Annotated in this window: 22 protein-coding genes; 11 read left to right on the forward strand and 11 right to left on the reverse strand. The window is 54.5% G+C overall.

Going from position 1 to position 25,085, the window contains the following annotated elements; all coding sequences use genetic code 11:
• The first annotated feature begins 14 nt into the window (after nucleotides 1-14).
• A complete protein-coding gene (gene metG, locus PHF39_RS05665) occupies nucleotides 15-2,003 on the forward strand; it encodes a methionine--tRNA ligase (RefSeq protein WP_300221346.1) in 1,989 nt (662 codons plus the stop codon).
• A gap of 40 nt (nucleotides 2,004-2,043) precedes the next feature.
• Here metG and PHF39_RS05670 read toward each other — a convergent pair whose 3' ends face one another.
• Complete coding sequence (locus tag PHF39_RS05670) at nucleotides 2,044-2,697, reverse strand: hypothetical protein (RefSeq protein ID WP_300221349.1); 654 nt, start codon at nucleotides 2,695-2,697, stop codon at nucleotides 2,044-2,046.
• A gap of 445 nt (nucleotides 2,698-3,142) precedes the next feature.
• On the opposite strand from PHF39_RS05670, the gene PHF39_RS05675 reads away from it, so the two are divergent.
• Together PHF39_RS05675 and PHF39_RS05680 are read left to right on the forward strand one after the other, a co-directional pair.
• Nucleotides 3,143-4,807, forward strand: coding sequence for a hypothetical protein (locus tag PHF39_RS05675; protein WP_300221352.1), 1,665 nt, complete (start codon nucleotides 3,143-3,145; stop codon nucleotides 4,805-4,807).
• Nucleotides 4,808-4,906: 99 nt separating this feature from the next.
• A complete protein-coding gene (locus PHF39_RS05680; protein ID WP_300221355.1) occupies nucleotides 4,907-5,590 on the forward strand; it encodes a hypothetical protein in 684 nt (227 codons plus the stop codon).
• Nucleotides 5,591-5,733: 143 nt separating this feature from the next.
• Here the strand turns inward: PHF39_RS05680 and PHF39_RS05685 are convergent, their stop codons facing one another.
• The 6 genes from PHF39_RS05685 to PHF39_RS05710 form a co-directional block, all read right to left on the reverse strand.
• Nucleotides 5,734-5,934 (reverse strand): hypothetical protein, encoded by a 201-nt coding sequence (locus PHF39_RS05685; protein WP_300221358.1) that lies wholly within the window; start codon nucleotides 5,932-5,934, stop codon nucleotides 5,734-5,736.
• Nucleotides 5,935-6,282: 348 nt separating this feature from the next.
• Nucleotides 6,283-6,789 carry a peptide-methionine (S)-S-oxide reductase MsrA gene (gene msrA, locus PHF39_RS05690; protein ID WP_300221360.1) on the reverse strand — a complete coding sequence of 169 codons (507 nt, stop codon included), beginning with the start codon at nucleotides 6,787-6,789 and terminating at the stop codon, nucleotides 6,283-6,285.
• A gap of 60 nt (nucleotides 6,790-6,849) precedes the next feature.
• Entirely contained in the window at nucleotides 6,850-7,344 is a 495-nt protein-coding gene (gene sixA / locus PHF39_RS05695; RefSeq protein ID WP_300221363.1) for a phosphohistidine phosphatase SixA, read from the reverse strand.
• Between the two features lie 63 nt (nucleotides 7,345-7,407).
• Entirely contained in the window at nucleotides 7,408-8,502 is a 1,095-nt protein-coding gene (locus PHF39_RS05700; protein WP_300221366.1) for a PEGA domain-containing protein, read from the reverse strand.
• A 66-nt stretch (nucleotides 8,503-8,568) separates the two neighbouring features.
• The gene (gene guaB / locus PHF39_RS05705; protein ID WP_300221369.1) at nucleotides 8,569-10,038 is read right to left on the reverse strand and encodes an IMP dehydrogenase; all 1,470 of its coding nucleotides are present in this window, start codon (nucleotides 10,036-10,038) and stop codon (nucleotides 8,569-8,571) included.
• A 5-nt stretch (nucleotides 10,039-10,043) separates the two neighbouring features.
• On the reverse strand, nucleotides 10,044-10,730 hold the full coding sequence (locus tag PHF39_RS05710; protein ID WP_300221372.1) for a (5-formylfuran-3-yl)methyl phosphate synthase: 687 nt from the start codon (nucleotides 10,728-10,730) through the stop codon (nucleotides 10,044-10,046).
• 45 nt (nucleotides 10,731-10,775) lie between these two features.
• On the opposite strand from PHF39_RS05710, the gene PHF39_RS05715 reads away from it, so the two are divergent.
• From PHF39_RS05715 to PHF39_RS05735, 5 genes are all read left to right on the forward strand, one after another.
• Entirely contained in the window at nucleotides 10,776-11,447 is a 672-nt protein-coding gene (locus tag PHF39_RS05715; protein WP_300221375.1) for a HisA/HisF-related TIM barrel protein, read from the forward strand.
• Nucleotides 11,441-12,067: a dTMP kinase gene (gene tmk / locus PHF39_RS05720; protein WP_300221378.1), complete on the forward strand. Its 627-nt coding sequence runs from the start codon at nucleotides 11,441-11,443 to the stop codon at nucleotides 12,065-12,067. Before PHF39_RS05715 ends, tmk begins: the two co-directional genes overlap by 7 nt.
• 606 nt (nucleotides 12,068-12,673) lie before the next feature.
• Complete coding sequence (locus PHF39_RS05725) at nucleotides 12,674-13,678, forward strand: Fic family protein (RefSeq protein ID WP_300221381.1); 1,005 nt, start codon at nucleotides 12,674-12,676, stop codon at nucleotides 13,676-13,678.
• Between the two features lie 1,825 nt (nucleotides 13,679-15,503).
• Nucleotides 15,504-16,235 (forward strand): hypothetical protein, encoded by a 732-nt coding sequence (locus PHF39_RS05730; RefSeq protein WP_300221384.1) that lies wholly within the window; start codon nucleotides 15,504-15,506, stop codon nucleotides 16,233-16,235.
• A 149-nt stretch (nucleotides 16,236-16,384) separates the two neighbouring features.
• The gene (locus PHF39_RS05735; protein WP_300221387.1) at nucleotides 16,385-16,855 is read left to right on the forward strand and encodes a winged helix-turn-helix domain-containing protein; all 471 of its coding nucleotides are present in this window, start codon (nucleotides 16,385-16,387) and stop codon (nucleotides 16,853-16,855) included.
• A 129-nt stretch (nucleotides 16,856-16,984) separates the two neighbouring features.
• Here PHF39_RS05735 and PHF39_RS05740 read toward each other — a convergent pair whose 3' ends face one another.
• Nucleotides 16,985-19,579: a valine--tRNA ligase gene (locus PHF39_RS05740; RefSeq protein WP_300221390.1), complete on the reverse strand. Its 2,595-nt coding sequence runs from the start codon at nucleotides 19,577-19,579 to the stop codon at nucleotides 16,985-16,987.
• A gap of 110 nt (nucleotides 19,580-19,689) precedes the next feature.
• Between PHF39_RS05740 and PHF39_RS05745 the strand changes: the two genes are divergently transcribed.
• Nucleotides 19,690-20,892, forward strand: coding sequence for a TIGR00297 family protein (locus tag PHF39_RS05745; protein ID WP_300221393.1), 1,203 nt, complete (start codon nucleotides 19,690-19,692; stop codon nucleotides 20,890-20,892).
• A 43-nt stretch (nucleotides 20,893-20,935) separates the two neighbouring features.
• Here PHF39_RS05745 and PHF39_RS05750 read toward each other — a convergent pair whose 3' ends face one another.
• Together PHF39_RS05750 and PHF39_RS05755 are read right to left on the reverse strand one after the other, a co-directional pair.
• Nucleotides 20,936-21,778 (reverse strand): hypothetical protein, encoded by an 843-nt coding sequence (locus PHF39_RS05750; protein WP_300221396.1) that lies wholly within the window; start codon nucleotides 21,776-21,778, stop codon nucleotides 20,936-20,938.
• Nucleotides 21,779-21,780: 2 nt separating this feature from the next.
• A complete protein-coding gene (locus PHF39_RS05755) occupies nucleotides 21,781-22,371 on the reverse strand; it encodes a pyruvate kinase alpha/beta domain-containing protein (protein WP_300221400.1) in 591 nt (196 codons plus the stop codon).
• A gap of 91 nt (nucleotides 22,372-22,462) precedes the next feature.
• Here PHF39_RS05755 and PHF39_RS05760 point away from each other — a divergent pair, with 91 nt between their 5' ends.
• Both PHF39_RS05760 and PHF39_RS05765 read left to right on the forward strand, forming a co-directional pair.
• Complete coding sequence (locus PHF39_RS05760; protein WP_300221403.1) at nucleotides 22,463-23,632, forward strand: redox-regulated ATPase YchF; 1,170 nt, start codon at nucleotides 22,463-22,465, stop codon at nucleotides 23,630-23,632.
• Nucleotides 23,633-23,821: 189 nt separating this feature from the next.
• Nucleotides 23,822-24,142, forward strand: coding sequence for a hypothetical protein (locus tag PHF39_RS05765; RefSeq protein WP_300221419.1), 321 nt, complete (start codon nucleotides 23,822-23,824; stop codon nucleotides 24,140-24,142).
• Nucleotides 24,143-24,747: 605 nt separating this feature from the next.
• On the opposite strand, the gene PHF39_RS05770 is transcribed toward PHF39_RS05765, so the two are convergent.
• Nucleotides 24,748-25,085: hypothetical protein (locus tag PHF39_RS05770; RefSeq protein ID WP_300221406.1), on the reverse strand; the 338-nt coding region annotated here is incomplete at its 5' end.

Genomic DNA, 25,085 nt, shown 5'->3' on the forward strand with positions numbered 1-25,085 from the left:
TCTAAAACATAGTGATGAATCAAACGCCGCTGCTCGTCACCTGCGGGCTGCCGTACACGAACGGCCCCTGCCATCTTGGCCATTTGCGAACATACGTACCTGCCGATGCGTATGTCCGCTACCTGCGGCGGGCAGGCGAGGAGGTTGTCTTCGTCTGCGGTTCGGACAACCACGGGACGCCCATCGTGGTCTCGGCCGAGGAGGCCGGTACAACGCCCCGGGCGCTCTCGGAGAAGTATCACAAGCACTTCGACGAGACGTTCAAGCGGATGGGTGTCGTCTTCGACCGGTTCGGCATGACAGACGATCCGGCCAACCACCACCGGACGCAGGACATCGTCTCCCGGCTCCAGGAGAACGGCTACATCTACAAGCAGGTCGTCCACCAGGCTTACTGCACGAAATGTAAGCGGTTCCTTCCCGACCGCTATGTCGAGGGGATCTGCCCGCACTGCGGCAAGCCGGCCCGGGGCGATGAATGCGACCAGGGGTGCGGAAAGCATCTTGAGCCCGGCGAGATCAAGGACCCGGTCTGCAAGGTCTGCGGCACGAAGGCGGAGTTCCGGGACCAGGAACATTTCTTTTTCAAACTCTCGGAGTTTAAGGACTTCCTCCTCCCGCATCTCGACCAGCTCCGGGGCACGACCAATGCAAAGAACTATGCCATCGGCTGGATCAAGGACGAGCTCCATGACTGGTGCATCACGCGGACACTCGACTGGGGCGTGAAGTTCCCGGGCCGCGACGACCTCGTGGTTTATGTCTGGGTCGATGCCCCGATTGGTTACATTGCATTCACCGAGGAATGGGCGAAGGCAAACGGCAAGGACTGGAAGCGGTACTGGTGCGGCGACAACCGCGTCACGCACTTCATCGGCGGTGATATCATCTACCACCACTCGATCTTCTGGCCGGCGCTCCTCAAAGGCGCTGGTTATGGCGTGCCGCACGCCGTCGTAGCAAGCGGGATGGTCAAGGTCGACGACCATAAGTTCTCGAAGTCCCGGGGGTACGTGGTCTGGACCAACGACGATTACCTGGACAAGGGCCTGCCCGTGGACTACCTGCGGTACTATCTCCTGTCGTACACAAGCCATACCAAGGAGCTGAACTTCGCCTGGCCGCTCTTTGCGGAACGGATCAATAACGAGGTAGTCAACATCTTTGGCAACTTCGTGTACCGCACGCTCTTCTTTGCCCAGAAAGAGTTCGAGGGCGTGCCGGGTGGGACTGTCGACCCGGCAATCATGGCCGAGATCGAAAAGACTCTCGCGAATGTTGACCAGCTGATGCGGGACTACGAGTTCAAGGGAGCCGTCGATTCCGTGATGGGCCTTGCAGCGTTCGGGAACACCTACATCCAGACCAATGCGCCGTGGAAGCTCGTCAAGACTGACAAAACGGCAGCGGCGCAGGTGATCAAGAACGCCTGCCAGATCGTCAAAGCCCTCGCCCTCCTCATACAGCCGGTGATGCCGGATGCAGCGGAGCGGTGCTGGAAGGAGCTCGGGTTCTATGACGAGGTGGCAAAACACCCGGTCAGCGATGCGCTGCATCCGGTGCCCGAAGCCTGCCTCAAGCCCCCGACACCTCTCTTTGTGAAGATGGAGGAGGCGCTGGTGAAGGAGCTCGATTCAGTCCTGCAAAAACGCGTTGCCGATGCAAACAAGAAAGCGGAGAAGATCCCTGTGGTTACGTTCGAAGAATTCCAGAAACTCGACCTGCGGACCGGAAAAGTCCTGTCCGCGGAGCCCGTGCCGAAGTCGAACAAGCTCTTAAAACTGATGGTGGATATCGGCAGCGAGAAGCGCCAGATTGTTGCCGGCATGCAGCAGTTCTACAAGCCCGAGGAGATTGTCGGGAAGGATGTGGTTGTTGTCACGAACCTGGCCCCAGCGAAGATCTTCGGTGTCGAGAGCAACGGCATGGTTCTTGCCGCCGGAGATGCGGCCTCGCTCCTCGTGCCGCTCAAGCCGGTGGAGCCGGGCACGAAGATCCGGTAATCACACTGCCTTTTCCCAGTGCACCACAGGTTCCCGGTTTTCAGGCGCCCTGTTTTGCTGCCGAAATGATCTCCTGCCAGCGGGGATGACTGAAGTTCGGGTACACACTGTTTGAGGAACCATACATCCCCTCTGCCCGCTGCCATCCGTGGGATTCGCCGGTAGCAGTCCACATATAGGAATCCTGGTACTCATTCCCTCCTCCATCAATACCGGTACTCACCGTATTGGGTTTTATTGGTTCCATCCATACGTTGAATCCGAGCAGGTGGGATCGGATCTGTACCCGGGCTGTCGGAGAGGACGAGTAGTCAACAAGGATAACCGTGGTCTGGTGTGTTCTTGCTGGCGCGTATTCGATCCATTCCGTTGAACGAGGGGTAATTTGCTGACGGTATGGGGGGAAAAAATCAAGTTTTGGCAGGATAACAGACACATTACCAAGGGGATATAACGTGTTTATGAAGACAGCCGGTGAGAGTGAATCCGTTGAGTTCACCAGTTCGACCGAATATTCAGGTACTTCGGAAGGATTAGGATCGATCCTGTCGGTACTCACTTTCAGGAACCAAGGCTTGCTGCCTGGTACCAGATAGGCGTCACTTGTGTTGAGTCCGGGTGGTGACTGGACAAGATCAATGGTAAAATTTTGCCGGGCAAACTGTGTTTTGTCCAGAGGAACCGGCCCCATCATGGGCTTTCCGGCTTTTACCGGGACCGGGAGATATACTGTCACGTTCCTGATTGTCTCGTTTGTGTCGATGGAGATATCGTAGGAATTGTGGGAGAGGCAGAGGCGGGGCTCAGAATGTGTAGCACATCCTCCTGTCAGGATCAGGAATACAATGACAAGAAAAAAACAAGATGTACTCCGGAATAGTGACGCCATATTGGATCTGAATATCTGATCGAAATGTAATAAGTGTAATTATGTATAAATTTGCCGAATACATCAAATTTCCTTTTATTTGCTGATATTTTCATTTTTGACTTTTCCGGTAAATTAAAAAAAAAATATATTATTAATAAGGTAATTGTCAATTTTACATAAAAAATCTAAAAATATTCTTTAAAAATTCAATTAAATTGCAAATTCACCTTAGTTAATAATAGTTAAATTTAAATTAGGGAGTTGTAAAATGAAAAAGACTGTATTCGTAACGGGAATTATCTTAGGATTATTTCTGATTGCAAGTGTTTCAGCAACGAGTTTCGGGCCATGGACAACCGAAACCGTGGATTCTCTCGGAAATGTCGGGGAATATACCTCCCTTGCGCTGAACGTTTCCGATTGCCCCCGGATCAGTTATTACGATCAAACAAACCACGATCTAAAATATGCAGCGTGGGATGGTATAACATGGACGATTGAAACTGTCGACGGAAAAACGAAAGCCCTTAATTCCCACGCCAAAAAAGGAAAAAAATTCAACCGTGGGGATGTCGGGCAGTATTCTTCCCTGTCTCTTGATGTAAACGGCAACCCCAGAATCAGCTACCTGGATAAGCAACACAGCGATCTCAAGTATGCTTCATGGGATGGCACATCATGGGTGATTGAAATTGTTGATGGGGTATCAAAAACACCTGTAGTCAGCACGAAGGGAAAAAAACCTGAAAAATCGCTTGAAATCGGTGAATACTCCTCGCTAGTACTTAATTCTGACGGCAATCCCCGTATCAGTTATTTCGATAAAACGCACGGCAACCTGAAATATGCATCATGGGATGGAACCGCATGGAAGATCGAGACCGTTGACGGGACTTCGAAGGCCCCAAAGATTAATCCACGGGAAAGAAACCATGACAGGTTCGTTGAAGTCGGTGAATATTCCTCACTGGCTTTGAATTCAGATGGCAATCCCTGTATCAGCTACTATGATAAAACCCACGGGGACCTGAGATATGCAGCGTGGAATGGCACATCGTGGGAGACCGAGACGGTTGACAGCAGTGGCAGGGTTGGGGAATTCACTTCGCTCAAGCTGGATGACAATGGGGATCCGAGGATCAGTTATTATGATCGGACAAATAAAGTCCTGAAATTTGCCGTATGGACTGGTGCCAGATGGCAGATCGAAACTGCAGACAACTCAAAGAAAGTCGGAACCTTTGTCTCCCTTGCGCTGGATTCGGCGGGTGATGCCAGGATCTCTTATTTCGATCAGGCAAACCGGAATCTGAGGTATGTACGATCCACGGGACATGCACAGAAGAATCAGATTGCCCTTCAGCTCTACGGAAAGGACATCACCCAGGGCGAGTATCTTCAAAATGTATCCCCGGAATTTCTGGTTAATTTATCGCCGGATGCCTTGCAGCGACTGTACGCAACCAAGATGGACTGGCATAATACCTTTGACAAAGTATCTTCTGGGTCAACCGAAAAAGCAACAGAAAGTACATCACAGCTTCTGAAAACCGGGATTTCCGCTAAGGCTTCGGCGAGCCAGGGAATCCCCGTTCTTCTCGTAAACTCCAGATTTTCCCAGTTATCAAAAAATGTGCTGAGATCCTGGTCGCGATCGGATGCAAGAACGGAGATTTTACTAACCCCTTATACCGCTGAAATAATAGGAGTGGAAACGCATCTGCAGCGCGCGGATAATCCGCCGGGTCTTTTTACAACATGGGAGGATGTCGCTGTTAAAGTCGTTGCAAAAGAACTTGCCAGTTCAGCTGAAGCACAGGTGGATGTTCCTATAACGAAAAGCGGGTATTACCGGGTATTTGGTTTCCATACTCTTAAATGGGACAATCTCGGGGTATGCAGTACTCCTACATGTGCCAATCCTCTGACCTAAGTATCGATTGCCGGTGAATATTATATCAATCCGACCTCAGCGCCGTTAGTCATAGCGTCCATCCAGAATCCGGGAGGATCGGTTAATCCATCAGGATCCATGTCGGTACCTGTAGGTGAAAGCCGGACATTCACGATCACGCCGAATTCAGGATATAAAATTGAGGATGTACTGGTTGACGGCGTATCCCAGGGTGCGATTTCATCCTATACTTTCTCTAATGTCAGAGCCGACCATACTATCTGGGCAACCTTCAAACAGCAGAGCCTCCCCCCCATCGTCGCTCTCTGCCCTGCCGGGACTGCATTTGATGCAACGAAGTACCCCCAGAACTGGCCGCAATCGGACCCGATGACATCGCAGTGCTACTGGGATGGTAATGGCAAGGTGTATATCTCCGGCGACCCGGCTTCGCTGACCGGCGTCCGGGCTGATGATGGATTTATTGTCCAGATCCAGCCAAGCGGTGCACAGTACGATGCCCAGCCGCATTACGCAACAGTGCATAATATCATCGACCTGACCAGTGGCATGACACCGGGCCAGAATACCATAACCATCATTGTGAAAAACTGGTGTGGGCTGTCGATGAGCTACGGATCAGCAACTGGTATTGGTACAACACAGACTCCCTTCATCATCCAGGTAAACACACAGACCATGAGCTTATCCGCAACGGAGAAACAGTCAGCAGATGAAATGCCTTCGTTCATTACCGAGGAGAAAGATGGCCTTGTGGTCAACGGGACATTGATTAAAATTACCAATGAGTCTGTCGGGTAAATTCTCCCTTTTTTATCTGCTCATTTCGCAGTCTCTGTTTCAGGTGCTCTTGAGAAGAGGAGCGACCGCGCCGGGCTGGTCTTCCGGCACGGTCTTTGGAACAGGTGACTGATGGCGGTCCCGTGTGCAAAAGGACTGCCCGATTACACTGTGCGTGTCATTGCCGAATCGCGGTGACGCCCGACAATGGTTGTCGTGCGCCAGTCTTCGTTCGGAACGATCTCCCGGATCCATCCCATGGCCGGCATCCGGTGAGGTCGTGCACGGTTGCCGGTCAGGGACCCTTCGCAGGCGTGCTGTTTCGCCCGCAGGAAGGTTGGTTCCGGGTTGTCTGGTGAGGTCATGGCATGGTCTCCTGGCTGCCCGTGACAGGACAGATCATGTCCCGCAGGTGCAGCCCGCAGGTCGTCAGTGCTATCCATCCCCGACATCTGAAAGCCCGGGAAATCGTTCCGGGGAAAGTGTGCCGGAAGCGATTCTCCCAGGCCTCATGCGGGTACTGGATACGAGTGCTTCCCCGTCCGCTCGTGACGAACGAAACACTCTGATCAGAACATCGGGTGCGGCTGCACATATATTGGTAAAATGGCAAAGGTAGGGAGGTCAAACCGCGCGGTTATATCAAAGAACGCGGAGATTGGTCCGCGTATATCGCAGATCGCAACCGGTATCCGGCGGTGGGGTGCGGCGCCTCATTCCCAGATCTGCCTGCTCGTGCAGTATGACTGGCCGCATTTGGCATAGAACTGCTGGTGGCACTCCTCGGCAGGCCAGAATGTCGTGGCAGGGAGGATCTCCGTCCTGATGGACCGGTCTCCGTACCGCTTTTCTGCCGCCAGCCGGTCGCGGGAGCCACTTGCTGCCACTCTCTGTTCTTCGTCATGGTAAAAGATCACGGACCGGTACTGTGGGCCGGTGTAATCCCCCTGCCCCCCATCCTGCGTCGGGTTGTGCATCTCCCAGAACGCATCGAGGAGCGCCTCGTAGGAGATGACCGTTGGATCAAAAACAATGCCCACCGCTTCGGCATGGCCGGTGGTGCCCGCAGCCACCTGCTCGTAGGTTGGTTCCGGCACAGAACCTCCGGTATACCCCGCGACTGTTTCCAGCACCCCGTCGATGTTGTGGAATGCGGCCTCAACATCCCAGAAACAGCCGGCGGCAAACGTCGCTTTCCGGTATACCGGGTCACCTGTCATGGATCTATCGTTGGCGCCTGATATTTTTGGGTGTTGCGATAGAATGCGGAAGCGTTTCTCTCACTTCCGCGGGGTCATCTGCTTTGCCGTGAGGAGCCAGTGGAGCTCCCCTGACGGGCGCTGGGTGAAGGAGACGTCGCGGATCTTTGCGAGCCCTCCCTTGGTCATCGCGATCCCTGCCTCTTCGTTTCCCGCAATGATCCTGCTGATGAGCGAGGAGAGGAGCGGCTCGTGGCCTACGAGAAGAATGGCAGAGGGTTTCCCGTGACGGCTGATCTCGTGGCAGACGGCATCCGGTTCGCCGCCCGGCACAAGCACGTTCCATGATGCAGGCTTCTTTTTGTATTTCAGGACGCCGGCAATGATCGCGGCAGTCTCCTGCGCCCGGGCAAGCGGGCTTGCAGCGATGAGATCGAACTCCAGATCCTGCGCGGCCAAAAAGAGCCCGACACTGAGGATCTCTTCGGATCCCTTTGTTGTCAGCCGGCGCGCAGCATCGCCACCTTCCGGTGTGCTCTCCTCCGCTTTCCCGTGCCGCAGAATGTAGATATCCACATCCTGTCTGGTGTGCTGTCAGGGGATAAGCATTGTGAAAAAAAAGATGCCTGGTTCCGAAAGTTACGAATCCCTCTTCCGGCAGGAGAGGACGATGAGAACCAGGCTCACTGCAGCAAGGGCAGCAAGGGTTTCAAACCCGGGGACTGTTTTCCGCGTGGATAGCCCGGTGACAAATTCCGAGGTCGATCCGGCAGCGATCTCTGTTGTGGTCTCGAAGTCCTGGTACCCGTCCAGGACCAGCCGGATCTTGTGCGGCCCGGGAGCAAGCCCGGGAATGGTTGCCGGGCTGATGCCTTTCATCTGGCCATCGATAAACACGAGCGCACCGGGCGGGGTTGTCGTGATCGAGAGGGAACCGGTTGTTGCCGCTGCCGGCTGTGGTGCGGGGGTGCCCGGGGTCTCCTGCACTGTGGTGGCGGGAACTGACGGGGAAGCCGTTGCCGGAGTGGACGATTGCCGGACAAGGGATGCAATGATCTGCGGGGAATCCGCGGTAACGGTCACTTCCCGGGCCACATCCTCGTATCCCTCAAGCCTCAGTGTCACGGTATGCCGGCCATTGGACACGGCTTTGAGGGTAACGGGAGTAATCCCCCGCAGGGTGTTGTCCAGGAAGACGTTTGCCCCCTCCGGTTCCGAAGTGATGACAATCTGGCCGTATTCCGGGGTTGGCGTGGGGGTGGGTTTGCCGATGAGGTGCCTGATCTCGGTAACTGACGATGTGATCACCCTGCTCCGCGCATCCAGTTCCTGCACCGTGATAAGGGGGAGCTCTGTCCCCTCAGGAGTAGCCGCAGGGACCTGGCCTTTCAGTGCGATATCGACAACAACCTCCTCGTTTGCAGGATAAGAGAGCTCGTATCCCCCGATAGTCAGGATCTTCCCGCGGTCGGCAGGCCGGGTGTTCTCTACGCCCCCGATGATCACCGTATAAACCCAGACCGGATCATCGAGCGTTGTTACGAACTGGAGGTCGTCAAAGGCAGAGAACGGGGTGCCCGAGGCAACATACACCTTCGTGGTCACGTTCACGGAATCACCGGGATCGAGGATGGCGGGATCCACGGTCGTTGAGGAGACAGAGAACGCCGTCACGCAGGGTACGAGGAGGAGCAGGACAAGAAATGCGCACCATTTCAGCGAGGATGTATGCATAGGATCACGTCAGGATACAGTAAACCGCCGGATCTTATTATCCTGCCGGAGAACGCGGGCAAAAAATTACTCGAAGAGCCGGTAATTCGGCGCTTCGTCAGTGATCATGATGTTGTGCGGGTGGCTCTCGGTCATGCCGGCATTGGTGATCCGGACGAACCGTGCCTTCGTGTGCATGTCGCCGATGGTTTTTGCACCGGAATATCCCATCGCGGACTTGAGCCCGCCAACGAGCTGGTAGATGACCTCGCCCACGTGGCCGACATAGGGGGTGACTCCCTCGACGCCTTCAGGAACGAATTTCGTGCTGCCGATCTCCTTCTTCTGGAAGTACCGGTCGCTTGACTGCCCGCTGCTCATCACACCGAGGGAGCCCATGCCACGATACTGCTTGTAGCGCCGGCCTTTCATCGTGATGACCTTGCCGGGCGACTCGTCAGTTCCCGCAAACATGCTCCCCATCATAACGGTGTCTGCCCCGGCCGCGATGGCTTTTGCAACATCGCCGCTGAACCGCACTCCCCCATCGGAGATAATCGGGACTTCTGCCTCATGGGCAACTTCCGCCACCTGCGCAACGGCCGTGATCTGCGGGACGCCAGTGCCGGCGACGATACGTGTCGTGCAGATGGAGCCCGGCCCGATACCCACCTTGATACCGTCAACGCCGGCATCGAGCAGTGCCTCTGCCGCTTCCTTTGTTGCGATGTTCCCGGCAACCACATCTGCTTTCACGCTCCCCTTGATCTCTTTGACGGCTGCGACAACTTTCATGTTATGGCCGTGGGCGCAGTCAACAACAAGAGCATCCGCCCCGTTCTGGTCCAGGAGCTCGGCGCGGGCAAAGTCGAACGGGCCAACGGCAGCAGCCACGCGGAGGTTGCCCCTTGCGTCCCGGCTGGCGAGCGGGTACTGGCGTTTTTCCAGAATGTCCTGCATGGTGACGATGCCGATCAGTCTGCCTTGTTCATTGACGATGGGGAGCCGCTCCACCTTGTTGGTGTACATGATCTCAAGGGCCTTTTCGGCAGTGATGTCATCTCCGCCAACGATCGGTTTCCGGGTCATGATGGTGGTGATATTCTCGCTGCCGCTCTTCTGCACGATAGCCCTCACATCGCGCCGGCTCACGATCCCGATAATCTTCTCTTTGGCAACAACCGGGACCCCGCTGATATTATACTGGTGCATGAGGTTTTCGGCGTCAGAGACCGTTGCCGTGTCCTCAACATAGAGCACGTCGCGTTCGATGAGCTCCTCTGCCTGCTTGACAGCAACGACTTCCTGCATCTCGTGCTCGGGGGTCATGTTCCGGTGGATGACGCCGATGCCCCCAAGGCGGGCGAGCGTGATGGCCATCTGTGCTTCGGTCACGGTATCCATTGCGGCGGAGACGAGCGGGATATTGACCCGGATTTTTTTCGAGAACCGCGACCGTGTGTCAGTGTCGGAGGGTTCGACCCATGATGCCTGCGGCTCCAGCAGGACATCGTCGAAGGTTAAGGAGAGTGGAACATCCAGTTTTTCAACAAACATGATCATCACCGGATCAGCGCAAGCGCTTTGTTGATCAGGTCTTCACGTACCGTTGCGTTCCGGTCGCCGCCGCAGACCATGCCGCGGACGCCGATGATCTCGGGGTTGATCCGTTTGAGGGCATCCATGTCCTCGAACTTCAGGGCACCGGCAAGGGCGGTGCCAAGGCCGAGCTTCCGGTTTCCTTCCGTGAACGAGAGGAGTGCTTTCTCGTCCATGAAGGCAAAGGTGCTCTGGCGGTCCTTGATGCCGGTATCGATCATGGCAAAGTCAGCCCCGCACTCAGCGGCGATGGGGGCCATATCGAACGGGGAGATGGTATGCATCCGTTTGTAGTCGGAGTACGCGGCGATGACAACGTACTTCTTCGGGAACGGTTCCTTGACCGCCCGGACAACCCCGGCGATAACCTCCCGGGCTTGTTCTTTTCCCTCGAACGCGAGCCCGATCTTGACATAGTCAGCCCCGGCACAGGCAGCGCCGTACGCAGCAAGGGCAGCCCCGCCGGGTCTGAACTCGAAATCCCCGATGGCAGCGCTCACCGGTTTTTGGGCGAATTCCTTGATCTCACGGATCACCCAGGGAAAATTGGCACCGAGCGAGCCTTCGGATGGTTTCTTGACGTCGATGATGTCAGCGGCGACGGAGTGTCTTGCTTCGTCGATTGAGCTGGGGCTGACCAACAATTGCATAAGATTTAATGATCTTTTGACATAATAGTGGTTTTGGGTTCGTCTATGGAACTGGTACTTGCGATGGATTTGAAGAACAATCTGGTCGTGCACGGCAAATCCGGTCAGCGGGAGAGTTACAAACCGCTTGACTGGGGCTGTTCTCCGACGGCGGAACCCGTGGGTTTTGTTAAAGCGATCCAGCCCAGATCTATCTACATCGCTGATCTCGACCGCATTGAACGTACCGGTTCCCATGACACGATTGTCCGGCAGTGCGCACAGCAGGTCTCTGCGTGTTACGTGGACCGGGGCTGCCGGTCTCCGGATGACCTGCTCGAAGGGTATCATATCAGAAATATTGTCGGCACCGAGACCGGGGGAAGCGACCTCTCGCAGTACCAGGGAGGATTCCTCAGTCTTGACCTGAAAGATGGCAGGGTCATTCCATCGGGTCGCAACCCGGTCGACTTCCTGCGGCAGGCAAATGGATGGAAATTCGACGGGTGCATCATTCTCAATATCAGCGCCGTGGGAACGGAGTCTGGCCTCGACCAGAACCTGCTCGAAATGATGCGGGCCGCGTATCACCGGAAATTATTCTGGGGCGGCGGGATTGCAACGCGGGGCGACCTCGCGATGCTCTGCGATGCGGGGTTCGACGGGGCGATTATCGCTACGGCCTTACATCACGGAAAAATCCCGGTTGACTGGATACGGAGGGGACGGGTATGCTGATCACGCTGGAGGGTATTGACGGGAGTGGGAAGAGCACGCTTCACGCGAGCCTCAAAGACCTGCTCTCGGACCTCAACCCGCTGATGACCCGTGAGCCCGGGGCAACGTGGGTGGGCGACCAGGTGCGACGTGCGATCAAGGAGCAGATCGATCCCATAACCGAGGCAACCCTCTTTGTCGCCGATCACGCAGCCCATCTTGCAAAGGTCGTCCGCCCGGCGCTTGCAGAAGGAAGACTTGTCATCTCCGACCGGTACAGCGACAGCCGGTATGCGTACCAGTCCGTGACCCTGCAGGGCATTGTGCCGGAACCGGAGACGTGGCTGCGGGCGATGCACGATGGCTGGACGATCATCCCCGACAAGACATTCCTCTGCGTGCTCCCCATTGACGAGGCGCTGACCCGGCTGAAACCGGACAGCCAGCGCGAGCATTTCGAGAAGCGGGAGACGCTGGAGAACGTGCAGAACAATTATCTTTCCTACGCGAAGGCCGAGCCGGGGCGGTTTGTGATCGTGGATGCAATGCTTTCTCCTGAGATTGTTGCGAAGTTTGTTGCGGATGCGATCCGGGTGGAGTGGGAGACCGGGAAGAAGAAGCGGAAGGGTCGGAAGAAGTGAGCTGGGTTTATCCGGATTTTTTTGCAGCAGATCGCGATGAAAAATTTTCCATCGCGCTTTTTGGTTGTCAGTAAGTGAACCGATTGTCGGTTAATTAACCGACCATCAAGGTGTACAACCTACTATTTTTTTGTCGGTCCGGCGGGAGGGATCAGATCGGTGCACCAGATCCTGATGAAAATTTTCCCGGCAGGGTCTGAAGGAGTAATCGAAAAGGCTGAAACTGGTTAGCAGTTTCAGCTGCCGCTTGGGAGCGGCATTTTTCAGCGGATTTCAATTGGATCTAAAAAATTTGAGAATACGAATAAGCCGCATTTGAAACATGCGGGAATTTTCCCAAAGGCAGAAAACAGGGTAATTCCCGTGACCAGGATACAATTATTAAATATACCGCAGTGTCCGGGCCGCCGGAAGACGGCGGGTTCATCGTAGGGCACGCTGATTAACCGGTCTGATCGTTATTAAGGAACCGCTATAATTTTATGGATAGGAAAATCACCCGCAATAACCGCAATGACCAATAGGTCAGGGATGCAACAGACAATAGGTTGTGATATTATGGAGGATCCCCGTATTTTTTCGCCGGAGTTTTCCTATACCCATGCGATGGTGAAGCGTCTTTCTGATATTGCCGCTTCACGGGAAGTGATCCTTCACGCCCATCTTATCCCCAAGTGGGAAGTTTCGATAAGGAGAGAGCAACTTGTCCGGGCAGCGCATGCATCTACGGCAATAGAGGGAAACCCCCTCTCCCTTGAAGAGGTGAGCCGTCTTGCGGAAGGCCGTGATGTGATGGTAGCGCGACGGGCAAAAGCCGAGGTGCTCAACTATCTCCGGGTGCTGGAACATATTGACCTCTACGGGAAAGATGGCAGGATATCGGCCGAGGGCCTCCTTTACCTTCACCGGGATGTTACCCGGGATACGCTGGATGATCCGTCAGCGGAAGGGGCGTTCCGGAAGGTGCAGGTTGTGGTGGGGAACCGGATTACGAAGGAGGTCGTGTACTCACCTCCGAAGGCAAAAGAGGTTGTCCCCCAAATGAACGCGCTTATCGACTGGCTGAATTCCGATGCAGCTCACCAGATGCACCCGGTGCTGGTTGCCGGGATTGCGCATTACGAGCTCGTGCGGATCCACCCGTTTATTGACGGGAACGGGCGGACTGCCCGGGCTCTTGCAACACTTATTCTTGCGATCCGAAAATTCGATATCAAGCGTTTCTTTACGTTGGACGATTACTATGACAGCGACCGGCCTGCATACTACCGTGTGCTTAAGGAAGTAAACCTGACCTGGCCGGATTGCACGGTGTGGCTGGAATATTTCACGGAGGGTGTGGAGATCTCGCTATCCCGGGTGAAAGAGCGGGTCCTGCGCCTCTCGTCCAATGAGCACCGGGCCGTGGCAGACGGGCAGGTGGCTCTTACGGGGCGGCAGATGAAGATTATCGAGTACATCCATGCCCATGGTTCGGTGAAGAGCGGCGATCTGATGCGATTGCACGGGATTTCCCGGCAGGCCGCAGGCAAGGAACTTATGCAGATGGTTGAGAACAACGTGATCCGGGTCGAGGGAAAAGGACGTGCGACACGGTACGTGATGGCATAAGCGGGTTGTCGATTCGGTTGTCGATTCGGTTGTCGATTTCCGGACTGTGAGGATGTACCGGAATTTGAAAATTTTTTCGACACGTTCGGAGGATGTGTCGATTGGTTCGACAGGTCAATTTATCTTTCTGCGGTGGGGTCGGTTGAAAATCCCCCGTGGCCGGTCCCTGCCACATCGCAAACCCCCTCCTCCCTTGTTTTCAGTCCTTGTAACGCTGCTAAATATGACCTCATTTGTTCCCGCCGGATATCGCCCGATTATTCCGGCCCGGTTCCGCGTTTTTCTGAATTATGACCTCTGAAATTGGGGGTATGAGGGAAAAGAGGTACAACCGGGCCCGTGGCGGGCTGCGTTGCACCAGAATTACCACGGGGGTTTTGAGGGCAATAATCAGCGTTCGCCCGAGGATACTATTCTGTTGCATCAATAGTGTTACGATAGCTCCCCACCCCGGGGCCTTCAAAGAACCTGATGATTCTTCTCTCATCTCATCCCATTGGGATTCGATGAGATGGATTTTTCAAATCCCTCTGCTTTATTCCTGCTGAATGAAGCACCTCACGGGGCACGGCGGGGCAACGGCCTGCATTGGTAGTGCGATTCTTCCTGCTTATGGGCCCTGTAGCGTTGCTGCATATTACCTCATGTATTCCCGTCGGAAAATAGCGGTTTGTTCCGGGAGAATGACTGCATTTTCCGGAATCATTACCTCTACGAAAAAGGGGGGTGAGGCAAAAGTCGTACAACCGGGCACGATGCGGGGCCGGATTTCTCACGGGAAAAAGAAGCGATTTTTGATGTGGGGTTTGTTATGGGTAAGGTGAGGCTGAAGACCGGGGAATCGGCCTTGTGCCGGATATGAAATTCTCTCTACCGGGTTTTTTTCAGAAATTATTTGATCTGGAAATTTTGTATTTTTTCTGAACGGAAAAAAGTGAGAAATCATTCTGCTTCCGGAACATTTGTTGCGATGGCCCCCCGCCTCAGGGCCTGCGAAGAACCTGACGGTTCTTCTCTCATCTCACACTTTGGGATTCGATGCCTCACGGGGCACGGCGGAACAATTATCTGCACCGTACATGAATCCGACCTGAAGCCGCCGCGGGGCGCCCTTCGGGGCGGCGGCATGCATCGTCACTAGTGAGTATAAAGAAAAAGAGTGGAAAGATTACACGAAAAACCAAAATTTGATTTCATATTTAATAAGTAGTTCGAAGAAATTACATCGAAGCGTAGTTATTGGTTATCCATTTTTCTCAATATAACAAAAAAATAAATTTTATTCTTTCTTCGCAATCGTCACAATCACATCGCCAACCGTCAGCACGTCCACTTTCGCGCCCTCTTCCAGGAAGGAAATGGAATATTTCATCAACCGTTACTTGAATCAGTTATGTTGGGAAATAATACACCGTTCGGTTTTTTCCGAACAATCATATCCGATTTTATATATTTTTATTCTGAATTAGATATGACCTCAATGTATTCTGGTCTTGGATACTTCTGGGGGGATGTCAATGAATAGGTACTTACTAATATTGATAACCGGTTGCCTGCTGATTGCTCTGTCAGGTCTGGTGAGTGCACTGCCCTCAGCACATACCTATGATTGTTCGGATACCACTCCGACCGCCTCCGATGCACAGGCTGAGCAGTCTATAGAATATACAAAGCCAGGTATTCAGTCCCTGACATGGGTGATTACCCTGAAAGGTGAACCTGATGATCATGTTCTCCAGGGAGGGCTGGTTGTAATCGATGCATTGACCGGTAAGGTACTAGTGACCTCCCCATATCTCTAAATCGCCACGCACTCTAACGAGATATGATGCGCTCAGGGATTTGGGTATGGATAGCTATCATTGCTTCCATAATTCTTCTTTTTTCAGTAAATTATTACATACTCGTTCTCTCACCTTCAGGACATGAACATCAGAAGGAACCCATTCACATGACATCTTGGATACTGGCGTCCGGTTTGGAACGAGGGCCTTATGAATATGTGGATCCTGTCATCATTTATAACAAAGAGAATGGCGAAACCTGGCAAATCCGGGATAAGGATCGGTTGAACAATGCGATAGTAATCGAAGATCGCAATAGTAATAATCAGTCCTCCCCGGTTGACACCTTGTATACACCGAATGTAACAATTGAAGGAAATAATATCAGCCTTGATTTTTTAGTCTGGAATGGTGCCGGTGAGGACTGTGCCAGTGCTGGTCTCAATATGACGACCAGTTATGAGAACCTGAACCCGGAAACCGGTTCATCAGATGGCCCCACCTATAACGGTGCCGCAACCCGGGTGTATATATACAATCTGTCGGTCGGGGAATCTGCGGAAGTCCGGGTAACCACTGAGATTCCGGAACCTGCACCGGGAAAAACTATCCGGTTAAGGATCACGCTTATGTCTCCGGATGCGTTTATGACCAAGACGGGAACTTTGCGCACGTATGACCCCCACAGGCTTCCACGGGGAGAAGCCACATTTATAATAAAAGCAAAGGATGCACCGGAATTGGTACCGTTGCCTACAATCCGTGCAGGATGAGAGAGACTGCACCTCCCGTTTTGCAGGGGAATTGTACAATAAATCCTGATTGAAACAACCGGTTTCTGATTTTTTACGAATTCTCCTCAACGTCCGATAGTATTACGGTTATACCCCCGAAAATCTCATGAAGGAGATATTTTTTGGGTATGGTTGATATTCCTCTTAACCGGAAAGATATCGGTGCTTTATCATCCAATGTCCGTGTCACTATCCTGAAAACAATTGATTGTCGTGCAGCAACTGTAAGCGGACTTGCCAAAGAGCTTGGTCTTGCGAAATCAACCGTTCACGAGCATCTGATCATTCTGGCCGGCAATGGGTTCGTAACTGCAGATGACAGCAGGAAATGGCGGACATATACTCTTACCCAAAAGTCCTACCGAATCCTTCATCCGGAAAACGGGTACCGGATTATATTATTACTTGGAACCTCTCTCTTCACACTCGTCACAGGAGTATATTTTATTTTCTCATTTGTGAGAGGGTATACCCTTCAGGGAAAGAGCATTATTCATGATCCGATTATATTTATTCTGGGTGAGTTGCTTCTTATTCTGACTATTGTATTTTGGTATATTATCATTACGTCACGTTCATGTGAAACACCGCTTTTTTAATTCACACCTTTGGAAATTGTACAAAACTCGTTTGGATACTTATCATGAATGGGGGATTATCATTCCTCTCCCAATAGCATGAATAAAAATATGAGAAATATGTACTGGAAGAAAATCTGAAAAAATTGACTACTTCTTCGCAATCGTCACAATGACATCCCCAACCGTCAGCACATCCACTTTCGCGCCCTCTTCCATGTAGGAGAACTTGGGCGTGAACGCATCGGCAGGGATCTCAGTCTCGACACCATTGATCCTGATCGTCTTTGGCGGTTTCTCAAGTTCAGCCGGTGAGAGAGCCTTCACCGCGTCCATGAATGCCTGCGCATCCTTCCGGAATGTCTTGCCCACGACCGAGCGGTTGAACTCGATGTCGGTGATGGCACGGTCGAGCTTTGCCACATCGGTGCGCCAGTGGACATTGGCATTGATGGTGCGGCCGGTGTCGCCCTCGTCATTGACCGAATGCGGGGCATAGATCGTGACCTTGCCAAGCGGGGCATTGAGAGCCATGTTGTTGTCGTGCTTGTACTTCCGCACTTCTGCTACGACCTGTACGAGCGTGTTGCCTTCTTTTCTTGCTGCATCGTCATCGTACGTGAAGGAAACCCACGGCTGCTTGTGCACGCTCTGGCCCGGGTTGAGGTAGGAGTAGCACTCTTCGGCAAAGTAGGGGATGAACGGGGCGAGCATCCGGCAGAGGGAGTCGAACGCGGTGTGGAGGGCGAGGCAGGCGCCGGCCCGGGAGCCGTCCTGCTGGTAGAGGCGTCCCTTGACGAGCTCGATGTAATTGTCGGCCAGCACGTCCCACGCAAACTCGCGGATGGCCTTGAGCGCGACATCGAACTGGTACTCTTCCATCGCCTTACTGACTGCCTCGATGGTGTCCGAGAGCCGGACCAAGAGCCAGCGGTCGGCGAGTGCCGTAACCTCGGTGTTCTTGTCAAAGCCGCCCTTTTCGAGCTGGATGAGCGCGAACTTCGTGATGTTCCACATCTTGGTCTGGAACCGGGACGCGGCGACCACATCGTTCCAGTTGAACATGATGTCGGAGCCGGTCGCGGCTCCCATCGCACCCCACTGGCGGAGAGCGTCGGCACCATACTTGACGAGAATCTCCTCCGGGACGATGATATTGCCCCGGCTCTTTGACATCTTGAACCCGTCCTCGCCCAGCACCATGCCGTTCACCAGGATCTGGTCCCAGGGCTTGCTTCCCGTGATTGCAACGGAGCGCAGGATCGTGTAAAACGCCCACGTGCGGATGATGTCGTGCCCCTGCGGGCGGATCTGGGCCGGGAAGTATGGCGGGTTTCCATTTCCGTCCCAGCCGGTGACGTTTAAGACCGAGATGGATGAGTCCATCCATGTGTCAAGGACGTCGACCTCTCCTTCAAATTCCGTGCTGCCGCACTTCCTGCACGGGTGCTTCGGTTTTGTCAGCGTCGGGTCGCACGGGAGGTCCTTCTCGTCCGGCACGGCCATCTCGCCGCATTTCCTGCAGAACCAGACCGGGATCGGGGTGGCGAAGATCCGCTGCCGGGAGATGCACCAGTCCCATTCCATCTGGTCCACCCAGTTTTCCATCCGGCGAAGCATGTGCTCGGGGTACCAGGTTATCTGGTGGGCGGCCTTCTGGATCTCGTCGGGCTTGATCTTCACGAACCACTGGCGCTCGGAGAGGATCTCGATGGGTGTCTTGCAGCGCCAGCAGGTGCCCACGCGCTGGGCGAGTTTCTCCTGCCGGTGCAGGATGCCCTGTGCCTTCATGTCATCGAGGATTGCCTTCCTGCAGGCCGTGGTGTCGAGGCCCTGGTATTTCCCGGCAATCGCGGTCATCTTGCCCTGGCGGTCGATCGCTTTTCTCAGGTCAAGGTTGTGCTGCTTCCACCAGTGGACATCCTGCTTGTCACCGAAGGTACAGATCATAACAGCGCCGGAGCCGAACGCGGGATCGACTGCCTCGTCCTGCACGACCGGGACATCGTGGCCGAAGAGCGGGACCTTCATGGTCCGGCCTTTCAGCTTGTGGTACCGGTCGTCACCCGGGTGGACGGCAACGGCAACGCAGGCGGCGAGGAGCTCAGGCCGGGTGGTCGCGATCTCTACGCCATCGAAATCGAAGTAGTTAAGCTGGGTCTCCCGGTCATCGTAGGAGACTTCGGCAAACGCAATCGCGGTCTCGCACCGGGTGCAGTAGTTCACCGGGTGCTCGCTCTGGTAGATGTAGCCCGAAGCCAGCATGCGCAAAAAAGAGAGCTGCGTCTTGCTGTAGTACTTCGGTGTCATCGTGATGTACTCATTGGACCAGTCCGTGGAGAAGGCCATCTTACGCAGAGTGATGCGCATGGCCGCGATGTTCTTCTCGGTCAGTTCGCGGCACATCTTCCGGAACTCTTCGCGGGAGACATCGTTCTTGGTGATATTGTGAAGCTCTTCGACCTTCACTTCCGTGGGCAGGCCGTGGCAGTCCCAGCCCTGCGGGAACATCACGTTGAAGCCTTTCATGCGCTTGTAGCGGGCAAAGAAGTCGATATAACACCAGTTCAGCGCATTGCCGATATGGAAGTTCCCGGTCGGGTAGGGCGGAGGGGTATCGATGACGAACTGCGGTTTCTTCGAGTTCGGATCAAAAAAGTTGTCTTCGTCCCGCCAGGTATTTCTCCAGCGCTCCTCTACTTCGGAAAAATCATAGTTTTTTGGTAGTTGATCAGATGACACCATTTGAGGTGAAGGTTGATCGTTGAAAGAAATATACTGATCGCATTTTTGTGAATTTCTGCACCCCTGTTGCACAATAAAACTCTTTGTGTATGAAGACAAATGACTGGTTAATGCAGCGACAACGGGGCCTTGGCTATGCGGCAGCACTGGTCGGGGCTGCCACGCTTCTCGGACCGTACCTGGAACCGGCATGGCTGATGGCGCTTGTCGTCATCCTCTTCTCGCTTATCCTCTGGCGGTTTTTTGCCACAAAATACCTGACCTACACGATGTGTGCCCTTGCCGCGCTCTACGGGGTTGGGCTCCTCCCGTTCTTCGTCTTTGCCACAACGCTTGCCATGATCGTTCTGGGCGAGCTGGTCTTCCAGCGCAGCGCTGACGACCTGAACACCTACCTGTATTACATCATCTCAACCGCATGGGCCGGCGTGCTCGTCATGGTGTATCTCAAAGAGTCCGCAATCCTGACTATCATCTTCGGGATCATCGCCGCCGTTCTTCTCAAGGTCATCCTCCTGAAGTACGAGGACTCGCTGGTCATTGAAGGGGTGGGCACCGCCATGACCATGCTCCTGATCCAGGAGCTCAACTACCAGGCCGACCTCCAGATCGTGGTGATGGCGGTCATCGCCGCGTTCACGTTTGCCTATTTTGCCTACCGGTCGAAGACCGCGGACCTCTCGGGCCTCTTCTCCATCGCGCTTGTCGGCATCATCCTCCTTGTCTTCACCACGCCCCGCTGGCTCATCATCATGATTGTGTTCTTCATCCTGGGCTCGATTGCAACGAAGTACAAGTTCGAGTACAAGAAGCGGATCGGCGTTGAGCAGGGCCACAGCGGTGCACGGGGCTATAAGAATGTCTTTGCAAACGGGATGGCGGCAACTGCTGCGGCAGTCCTGTTCGGCGTCTTCCAGGAGCCCCTTTTTATTGTCCTGTACGTGGGTTGCGTGGCAACGGCAGCTGCCGATACGCTGGCAAGTGAGATCGGCATGACCGGCGGCACTCCCCGCATGATCACAACGCTGAAATTCGTTCCTGTCGGGACAAATGGCGGTGTCACGCTCGTGGGCGAGCTGGTTGCACTGGCCGGGGGTATCGTTGTTGCAGTTGTTGCGTTCCTCCTTGGGATTATCACGCTCCCGATGCTGGTTGCCTGTTCACTGGCCGCCTTCATCGGAACAAACGTGGACAGCCTGGTCGGGGCAACGCTCGAGAACAAGGGATTTTTAGGCAATGCGGGAACGAACTTTGCTGCCACCATCAGCGGCGGGATTGTTGCTGTCGCGCTGTATCTCGTAATTCCTTTGTAAAAAAAGACGATTTGTTTGTATTATTAGCTCTGTTCAGTCCAGGCTAATACTTGTACCAGCGTCCCTTGCTGTCATACTCGCCGGTCACCTGTTGGATCATGACAGTGCTGCCGGCAGCAAGCTTGCGGAAGAAACATGCCTTATAACTCATGAGCAGCGGGATGAGGATGAGCCCGGCAAGGAAGATGACCCCTGCCGTCACCCAGGTTCCGTCGCTCCCGATCATGGTGAGGAGCTGGTCGGGCGTGAATGTTCGGAGTTGTTCCTCGGTATAGTGGGTGAGGGGTTCGAGCTTGTCGAAGAGAAGGGCTTCCCAGACGATCATCAGCGAGAAGAGGATGGCTGCGCTGGCCAGTGCCGAGATGAGGACAAAGGAGATGACCTTACCGGTGTTCTGGCTTACGATATCGACACTTCTCTGGATCGATTCAAACACCTTCCGGTTCTCAAAGACCGCAGCCGTGTCGGAAAAGAGCGTCATGAGGATGCTCGGTATTGCAACCCCAAACGAGAGGAAGACCAGCAGGGCAGGGTCGGACGGGATCCCGATAAGGGTGAGCGTGAGCATGACGAGGATATAGACCAGCAGGATCATGAAGAGCACCACGAGCAGAGGAAGCAGTACGCGGAAGAAGTACTGGCGCGCACCTCCTGTAAGCGTCCCCATGCTCCCCTCGTTCTGCCGGATCACTGCAAGCATCCCGGCAATGAAGAAGAGCACGATAAGGCCGGTGATCACCACGAACCTGCCGGCAAAGAACGCCCCGGACAGGATGAAGAGCAGCCAGATAAAGGCAGCGCACAGGCCCCCGACAACCCCCGGTATCCAGAGGACCGGCATCCGGAGAAGAAGTCCGCAGGCCTCCCTGAACTCCGCCACCGGCATGGTTACCGGACCCTCGGCATGGCAACGATCTCCCGCACCTGGAGATCAAAGAAGTTTGCGGTGTGCGCCGGGCGGATGACGCAGACCGTGTCGGCACCGCTTGCAGTCCCGCCAACAGCGATCACTTCGTCAGAGATACCAATTGTTCCCTGGTCGGCAGCGATGAGCACACATTCCACGGCAACCTTGAGGCCGATAGCCACTGTCCGGCGGAGCGCTTCGGCAATCGCCTCGGTCCGGGACCCGCCGCCCACTTTCGGCGACCGTGAGAGTGCCCGTTCAAGACCGGAGAGGGCATGGGTTCCGGTTACGATTTTTACACCCTCTTTCTGCAACTGCGCGGCAATATCCTTTGAGAACTCCCACTCGCCGGGTTTGGTGAATCCGATAACGTGCGTGACGACCACCAGCTGGATCCCTGATCCTTTCAGGATACCGGAGAAGACCTGCGCAGTCTTTCCGGAGGTGCTGGCGACAACGACGGTTTTTATCCCGAGTTCCTTTGCCCGTTCAAGGGAAAACCGGGCAGCGTCTTCCGTATTTGCCGGGCCCGGCGAATCAAAATAGTAACTTCTCTTCTGGACAAACGACATAAGTACCTTTTAATAAGCCACAGGGAAAAACTTTGTCAGATTCCGTCCGGAACCTCCGGATCCGTAATTCTGCTATTTACGAGGACAGACCATGCTCACGCTTGCACTTGCCGGAAAACCGAACTGCGGGAAAACCACCTTTTTCAAGGCCGCCACCATGGCAAACGCCGAGATCGCGAACTATCCGTTCACCACCATCAACCCGAACTTTGGGGTCGCCTATGTGCGGACGAAGTGTGCCTGCACCGAGCTCAAGGTAAAGTGCAGCCACTGTGTCGACGGCGTCCGGTTCGTTCCCGTGAACCTGATCGATGTGGCGGGCCTCGTTCCCGATGCGCACAAGGGTAAAGGCCTCGGAAACCAGTTCCTCGACAACCTCCGGCAGGCTGATGCGATCCTGCATATCATCGATGCAAGCGGAGGGACCGACAGCGAGGGGAACCCGGTAGGGGTGGGCAACCACGACCCGGCTGAGGACGTGAAGTTCCTTGGTTTCGAGATGACCATGTGGGTCCACGGGATCCTTGCCAAGCACTGGTCCCATATCAGCCGCCAGTCGCAGGGGAAGGGAAACGCCCTTGAGCAGGGCATTGCCGAGACCTTCACCGGTCTTGGCATCACGTATGAGGATGTGCGCGACATCGAACTGAACCTGAAAATCGATCTTGTCCACGCGACTGTTGACGACCTCATCCCGTTCTGCGCGGAGGTCGTGAAGATCTCAAAGCCGATGCTCGTTGTCGGAAACAAGTTTGACGAGGCCCCCGAGGCGCTCCGGGCAAAACTTGCAGAGGCAAAGGTGGCCTTTGTGAGTGCGGCATCCGAGCTTGCGCTGCGTAATGCGGTGGCCGCAAATGTGATCAAGTACCTGCCGGGCGATGAGACGTTTGCGGTTGCAAACGAAGCGACCCTCTCTCCCGCCCAGAAAGCAGGCCTTACAAAGATCGCAGAAGTGATGAAACAGTGCAAGGGTACGGGCGTCCAGCAGGCGATCAACCGGGCCGTCTTCGAACTGCTGGACATGATTGTCGTATACCCTGTGGAAGACGAGAACCACTACTGCAACAAGCAGGGAGACGTGCTGCCCGATGCCTTCCTGATGAAGAAGGGCTCGACCCCCCACGATCTCGCATTCCAGGTGCACACGGATATCGGCAAGGGGTTCCTCTATGCTGTCGATGCAAAGACCAAGATGCGCATCAAGGAGAACCACGAGCTGAAGAACGGGGATGTTATCAAGATCGTGAGTGCCGCAAAGTAACTCCAAGTGCGGCGGGTTCCGGGGACAGTATGACGATTGTCATACAATTGTCAGACAATCTGGCCGCACTTTCCAAAAATCCCCGTGTTTTGCTGGTTTTTTTGCGCAAAAACGACTCTTTTCCCATAATGTTTAAATAGGGATGATGTGAACAGTCCATTTACCGCGAGAAGGAAGGAGGTGGAGAAGATAGGAGGAGAGATATTCCAGGCCCAGGTGATCAGGAACTTCTTTGACTGTATCACCGGCACTGACCGGAACCTGACCCGGATCTACATGTGTGTCATGAGCCTTGCAAAACTCCGCATGGAGTCTCCCGAGAAGATGGCCTCCCTGGTCGACCAGCTTAAAAAGAGCAAGATCCAAAAGGAGCTCTCGGTCGATATCCTGGATTACATCTGCGATGCAGCAAACCAGCTCGAACTCGACAAGGTCCAGACCGCGTTCGGTGTCAGGGACATCAAGGCGGTTGCACAGGACTTCACCGGCATCAGCATGGACAGCCTGTAAGCAGGCACCAATACTGTTTTTTGGTAATTACTCAGTACAAAGCCACCCTTTGAGCTTGACCGCATAGCAGGGGAAGTAGGTTCGATGTGGCATACAATATCGCTACTATTTTTTGCTTGCATACGGCCAGGATCCGCGGTCCGAATGGTCGTCAGACTGTGAGGATGAGAAGAATCTGAAGGATTCTTCGCGGGGCGAGGGTCGGCAGACCCCGGGCGCCCGTGGCCCCACCCCATTCTAACACGATCCCACACAGGTTTTCTCCAGAGCCCCAAAGTTCTCTTTGATTCCGGCTCCTCCATCAATTTGTACCCACGCGACCCCCACACCCCTCAAAGTCTTATTAACAATAACTCGACGAAGTGAAAACAACCGGTTTTCCCAAAAATCCGGAAGAGGTAAAGGGGGGTCGCATGGGTACAAATGTTTTTTCCCGCCTCATCGCTTAAAACAAAGCCAGAAAATTATGCCGTGAAATCTCAGGATCATACGGGATCCGGCCCGGCATTTTGTACCCATGCGACCCCCTCGCCGGAGAGTTTGGCGCATATGACCAATCGTGCCGGAGTTCCCTGTCTTATCCCCCGCCCGGAGAAAAAAGAGGATTACTCATTCCGGAACAGATTTGGATTCATCCTCCGGTTCCGCCGGCGCTTCAGGATGACAGCGCCCATGACAACAACGACAATCCCCGCAGCCGCCAGAATGAGGGCGGGCAGGGGGAGGGCCGGGGAGGTGCCTGTCAGGGGGGCCGGTACAGCGGAGGTCTCGGCGGGGGTACCCTGCCCAGTCGCTGAGGGCGATGCGGCTGCTGCACCGGTACCGGAAGCGGGTCTGACTGCGAGGAGAATGAACGTGCAGAGGCCGTCCGGGGACTCGGCCCGGAAGGTCAGGTACCCGGTCTCGTGGTCGTACCCGCTGAAGGCGGTGGAGAGGAGTCCTG

This window comes from Methanoregula sp., from assembly GCF_028712425.1.
In the GTDB taxonomy this organism is placed as follows: domain Archaea; phylum Halobacteriota; class Methanomicrobia; order Methanomicrobiales; family Methanospirillaceae; genus Methanoregula.

Excerpts from the sequence above, each read along its gene's own strand:
- metG (WP_300221346.1), top strand. The coding sequence starts at position 15 with ATGAATCAAACGCCGCTGCTCGTCACCTGCGGGCTGCCGTACACGAAC.
- PHF39_RS05670 (WP_300221349.1), bottom strand. The coding sequence starts at position 2,697 with ATGATGGGGCCGGTTCCTCTGGACAAAACACAGTTTGCCCGGCAAAAT.
- PHF39_RS05675 (WP_300221352.1), top strand. The coding sequence starts at position 3,143 with ATGAAAAAGACTGTATTCGTAACGGGAATTATCTTAGGATTATTTCTG.
- PHF39_RS05680 (WP_300221355.1), top strand. The coding sequence starts at position 4,907 with ATGTCGGTACCTGTAGGTGAAAGCCGGACATTCACGATCACGCCGAAT.
- PHF39_RS05685 (WP_300221358.1), bottom strand. The coding sequence starts at position 5,934 with ATGACCTCACCAGACAACCCGGAACCAACCTTCCTGCGGGCGAAACAG.
- msrA (WP_300221360.1), bottom strand. The coding sequence starts at position 6,789 with ATGACAGGTGACCCGGTATACCGGAAAGCGACGTTTGCCGCCGGCTGT.
- PHF39_RS05700 (WP_300221366.1), bottom strand. The coding sequence starts at position 8,502 with ATGCATACATCCTCGCTGAAATGGTGCGCATTTCTTGTCCTGCTCCTC.
- guaB (WP_300221369.1), bottom strand. The coding sequence starts at position 10,038 with ATGTTTGTTGAAAAACTGGATGTTCCACTCTCCTTAACCTTCGACGAT.
- PHF39_RS05710 (WP_300221372.1), bottom strand. The coding sequence starts at position 10,730 with ATGCAATTGTTGGTCAGCCCCAGCTCAATCGACGAAGCAAGACACTCC.
- PHF39_RS05715 (WP_300221375.1), top strand. The coding sequence starts at position 10,776 with ATGGAACTGGTACTTGCGATGGATTTGAAGAACAATCTGGTCGTGCAC.
- tmk (WP_300221378.1), top strand. The coding sequence starts at position 11,441 with ATGCTGATCACGCTGGAGGGTATTGACGGGAGTGGGAAGAGCACGCTT.
- PHF39_RS05725 (WP_300221381.1), top strand. The coding sequence starts at position 12,674 with ATGGTGAAGCGTCTTTCTGATATTGCCGCTTCACGGGAAGTGATCCTT.
- PHF39_RS05730 (WP_300221384.1), top strand. The coding sequence starts at position 15,504 with ATGATGCGCTCAGGGATTTGGGTATGGATAGCTATCATTGCTTCCATA.
- PHF39_RS05735 (WP_300221387.1), top strand. The coding sequence starts at position 16,385 with ATGGTTGATATTCCTCTTAACCGGAAAGATATCGGTGCTTTATCATCC.
- PHF39_RS05740 (WP_300221390.1), bottom strand. The coding sequence starts at position 19,579 with ATGGTGTCATCTGATCAACTACCAAAAAACTATGATTTTTCCGAAGTA.
- PHF39_RS05745 (WP_300221393.1), top strand. The coding sequence starts at position 19,690 with ATGCAGCGACAACGGGGCCTTGGCTATGCGGCAGCACTGGTCGGGGCT.
- PHF39_RS05750 (WP_300221396.1), bottom strand. The coding sequence starts at position 21,778 with ATGCCGGTGGCGGAGTTCAGGGAGGCCTGCGGACTTCTTCTCCGGATG.
- PHF39_RS05755 (WP_300221400.1), bottom strand. The coding sequence starts at position 22,371 with ATGTCGTTTGTCCAGAAGAGAAGTTACTATTTTGATTCGCCGGGCCCG.
- PHF39_RS05760 (WP_300221403.1), top strand. The coding sequence starts at position 22,463 with ATGCTCACGCTTGCACTTGCCGGAAAACCGAACTGCGGGAAAACCACC.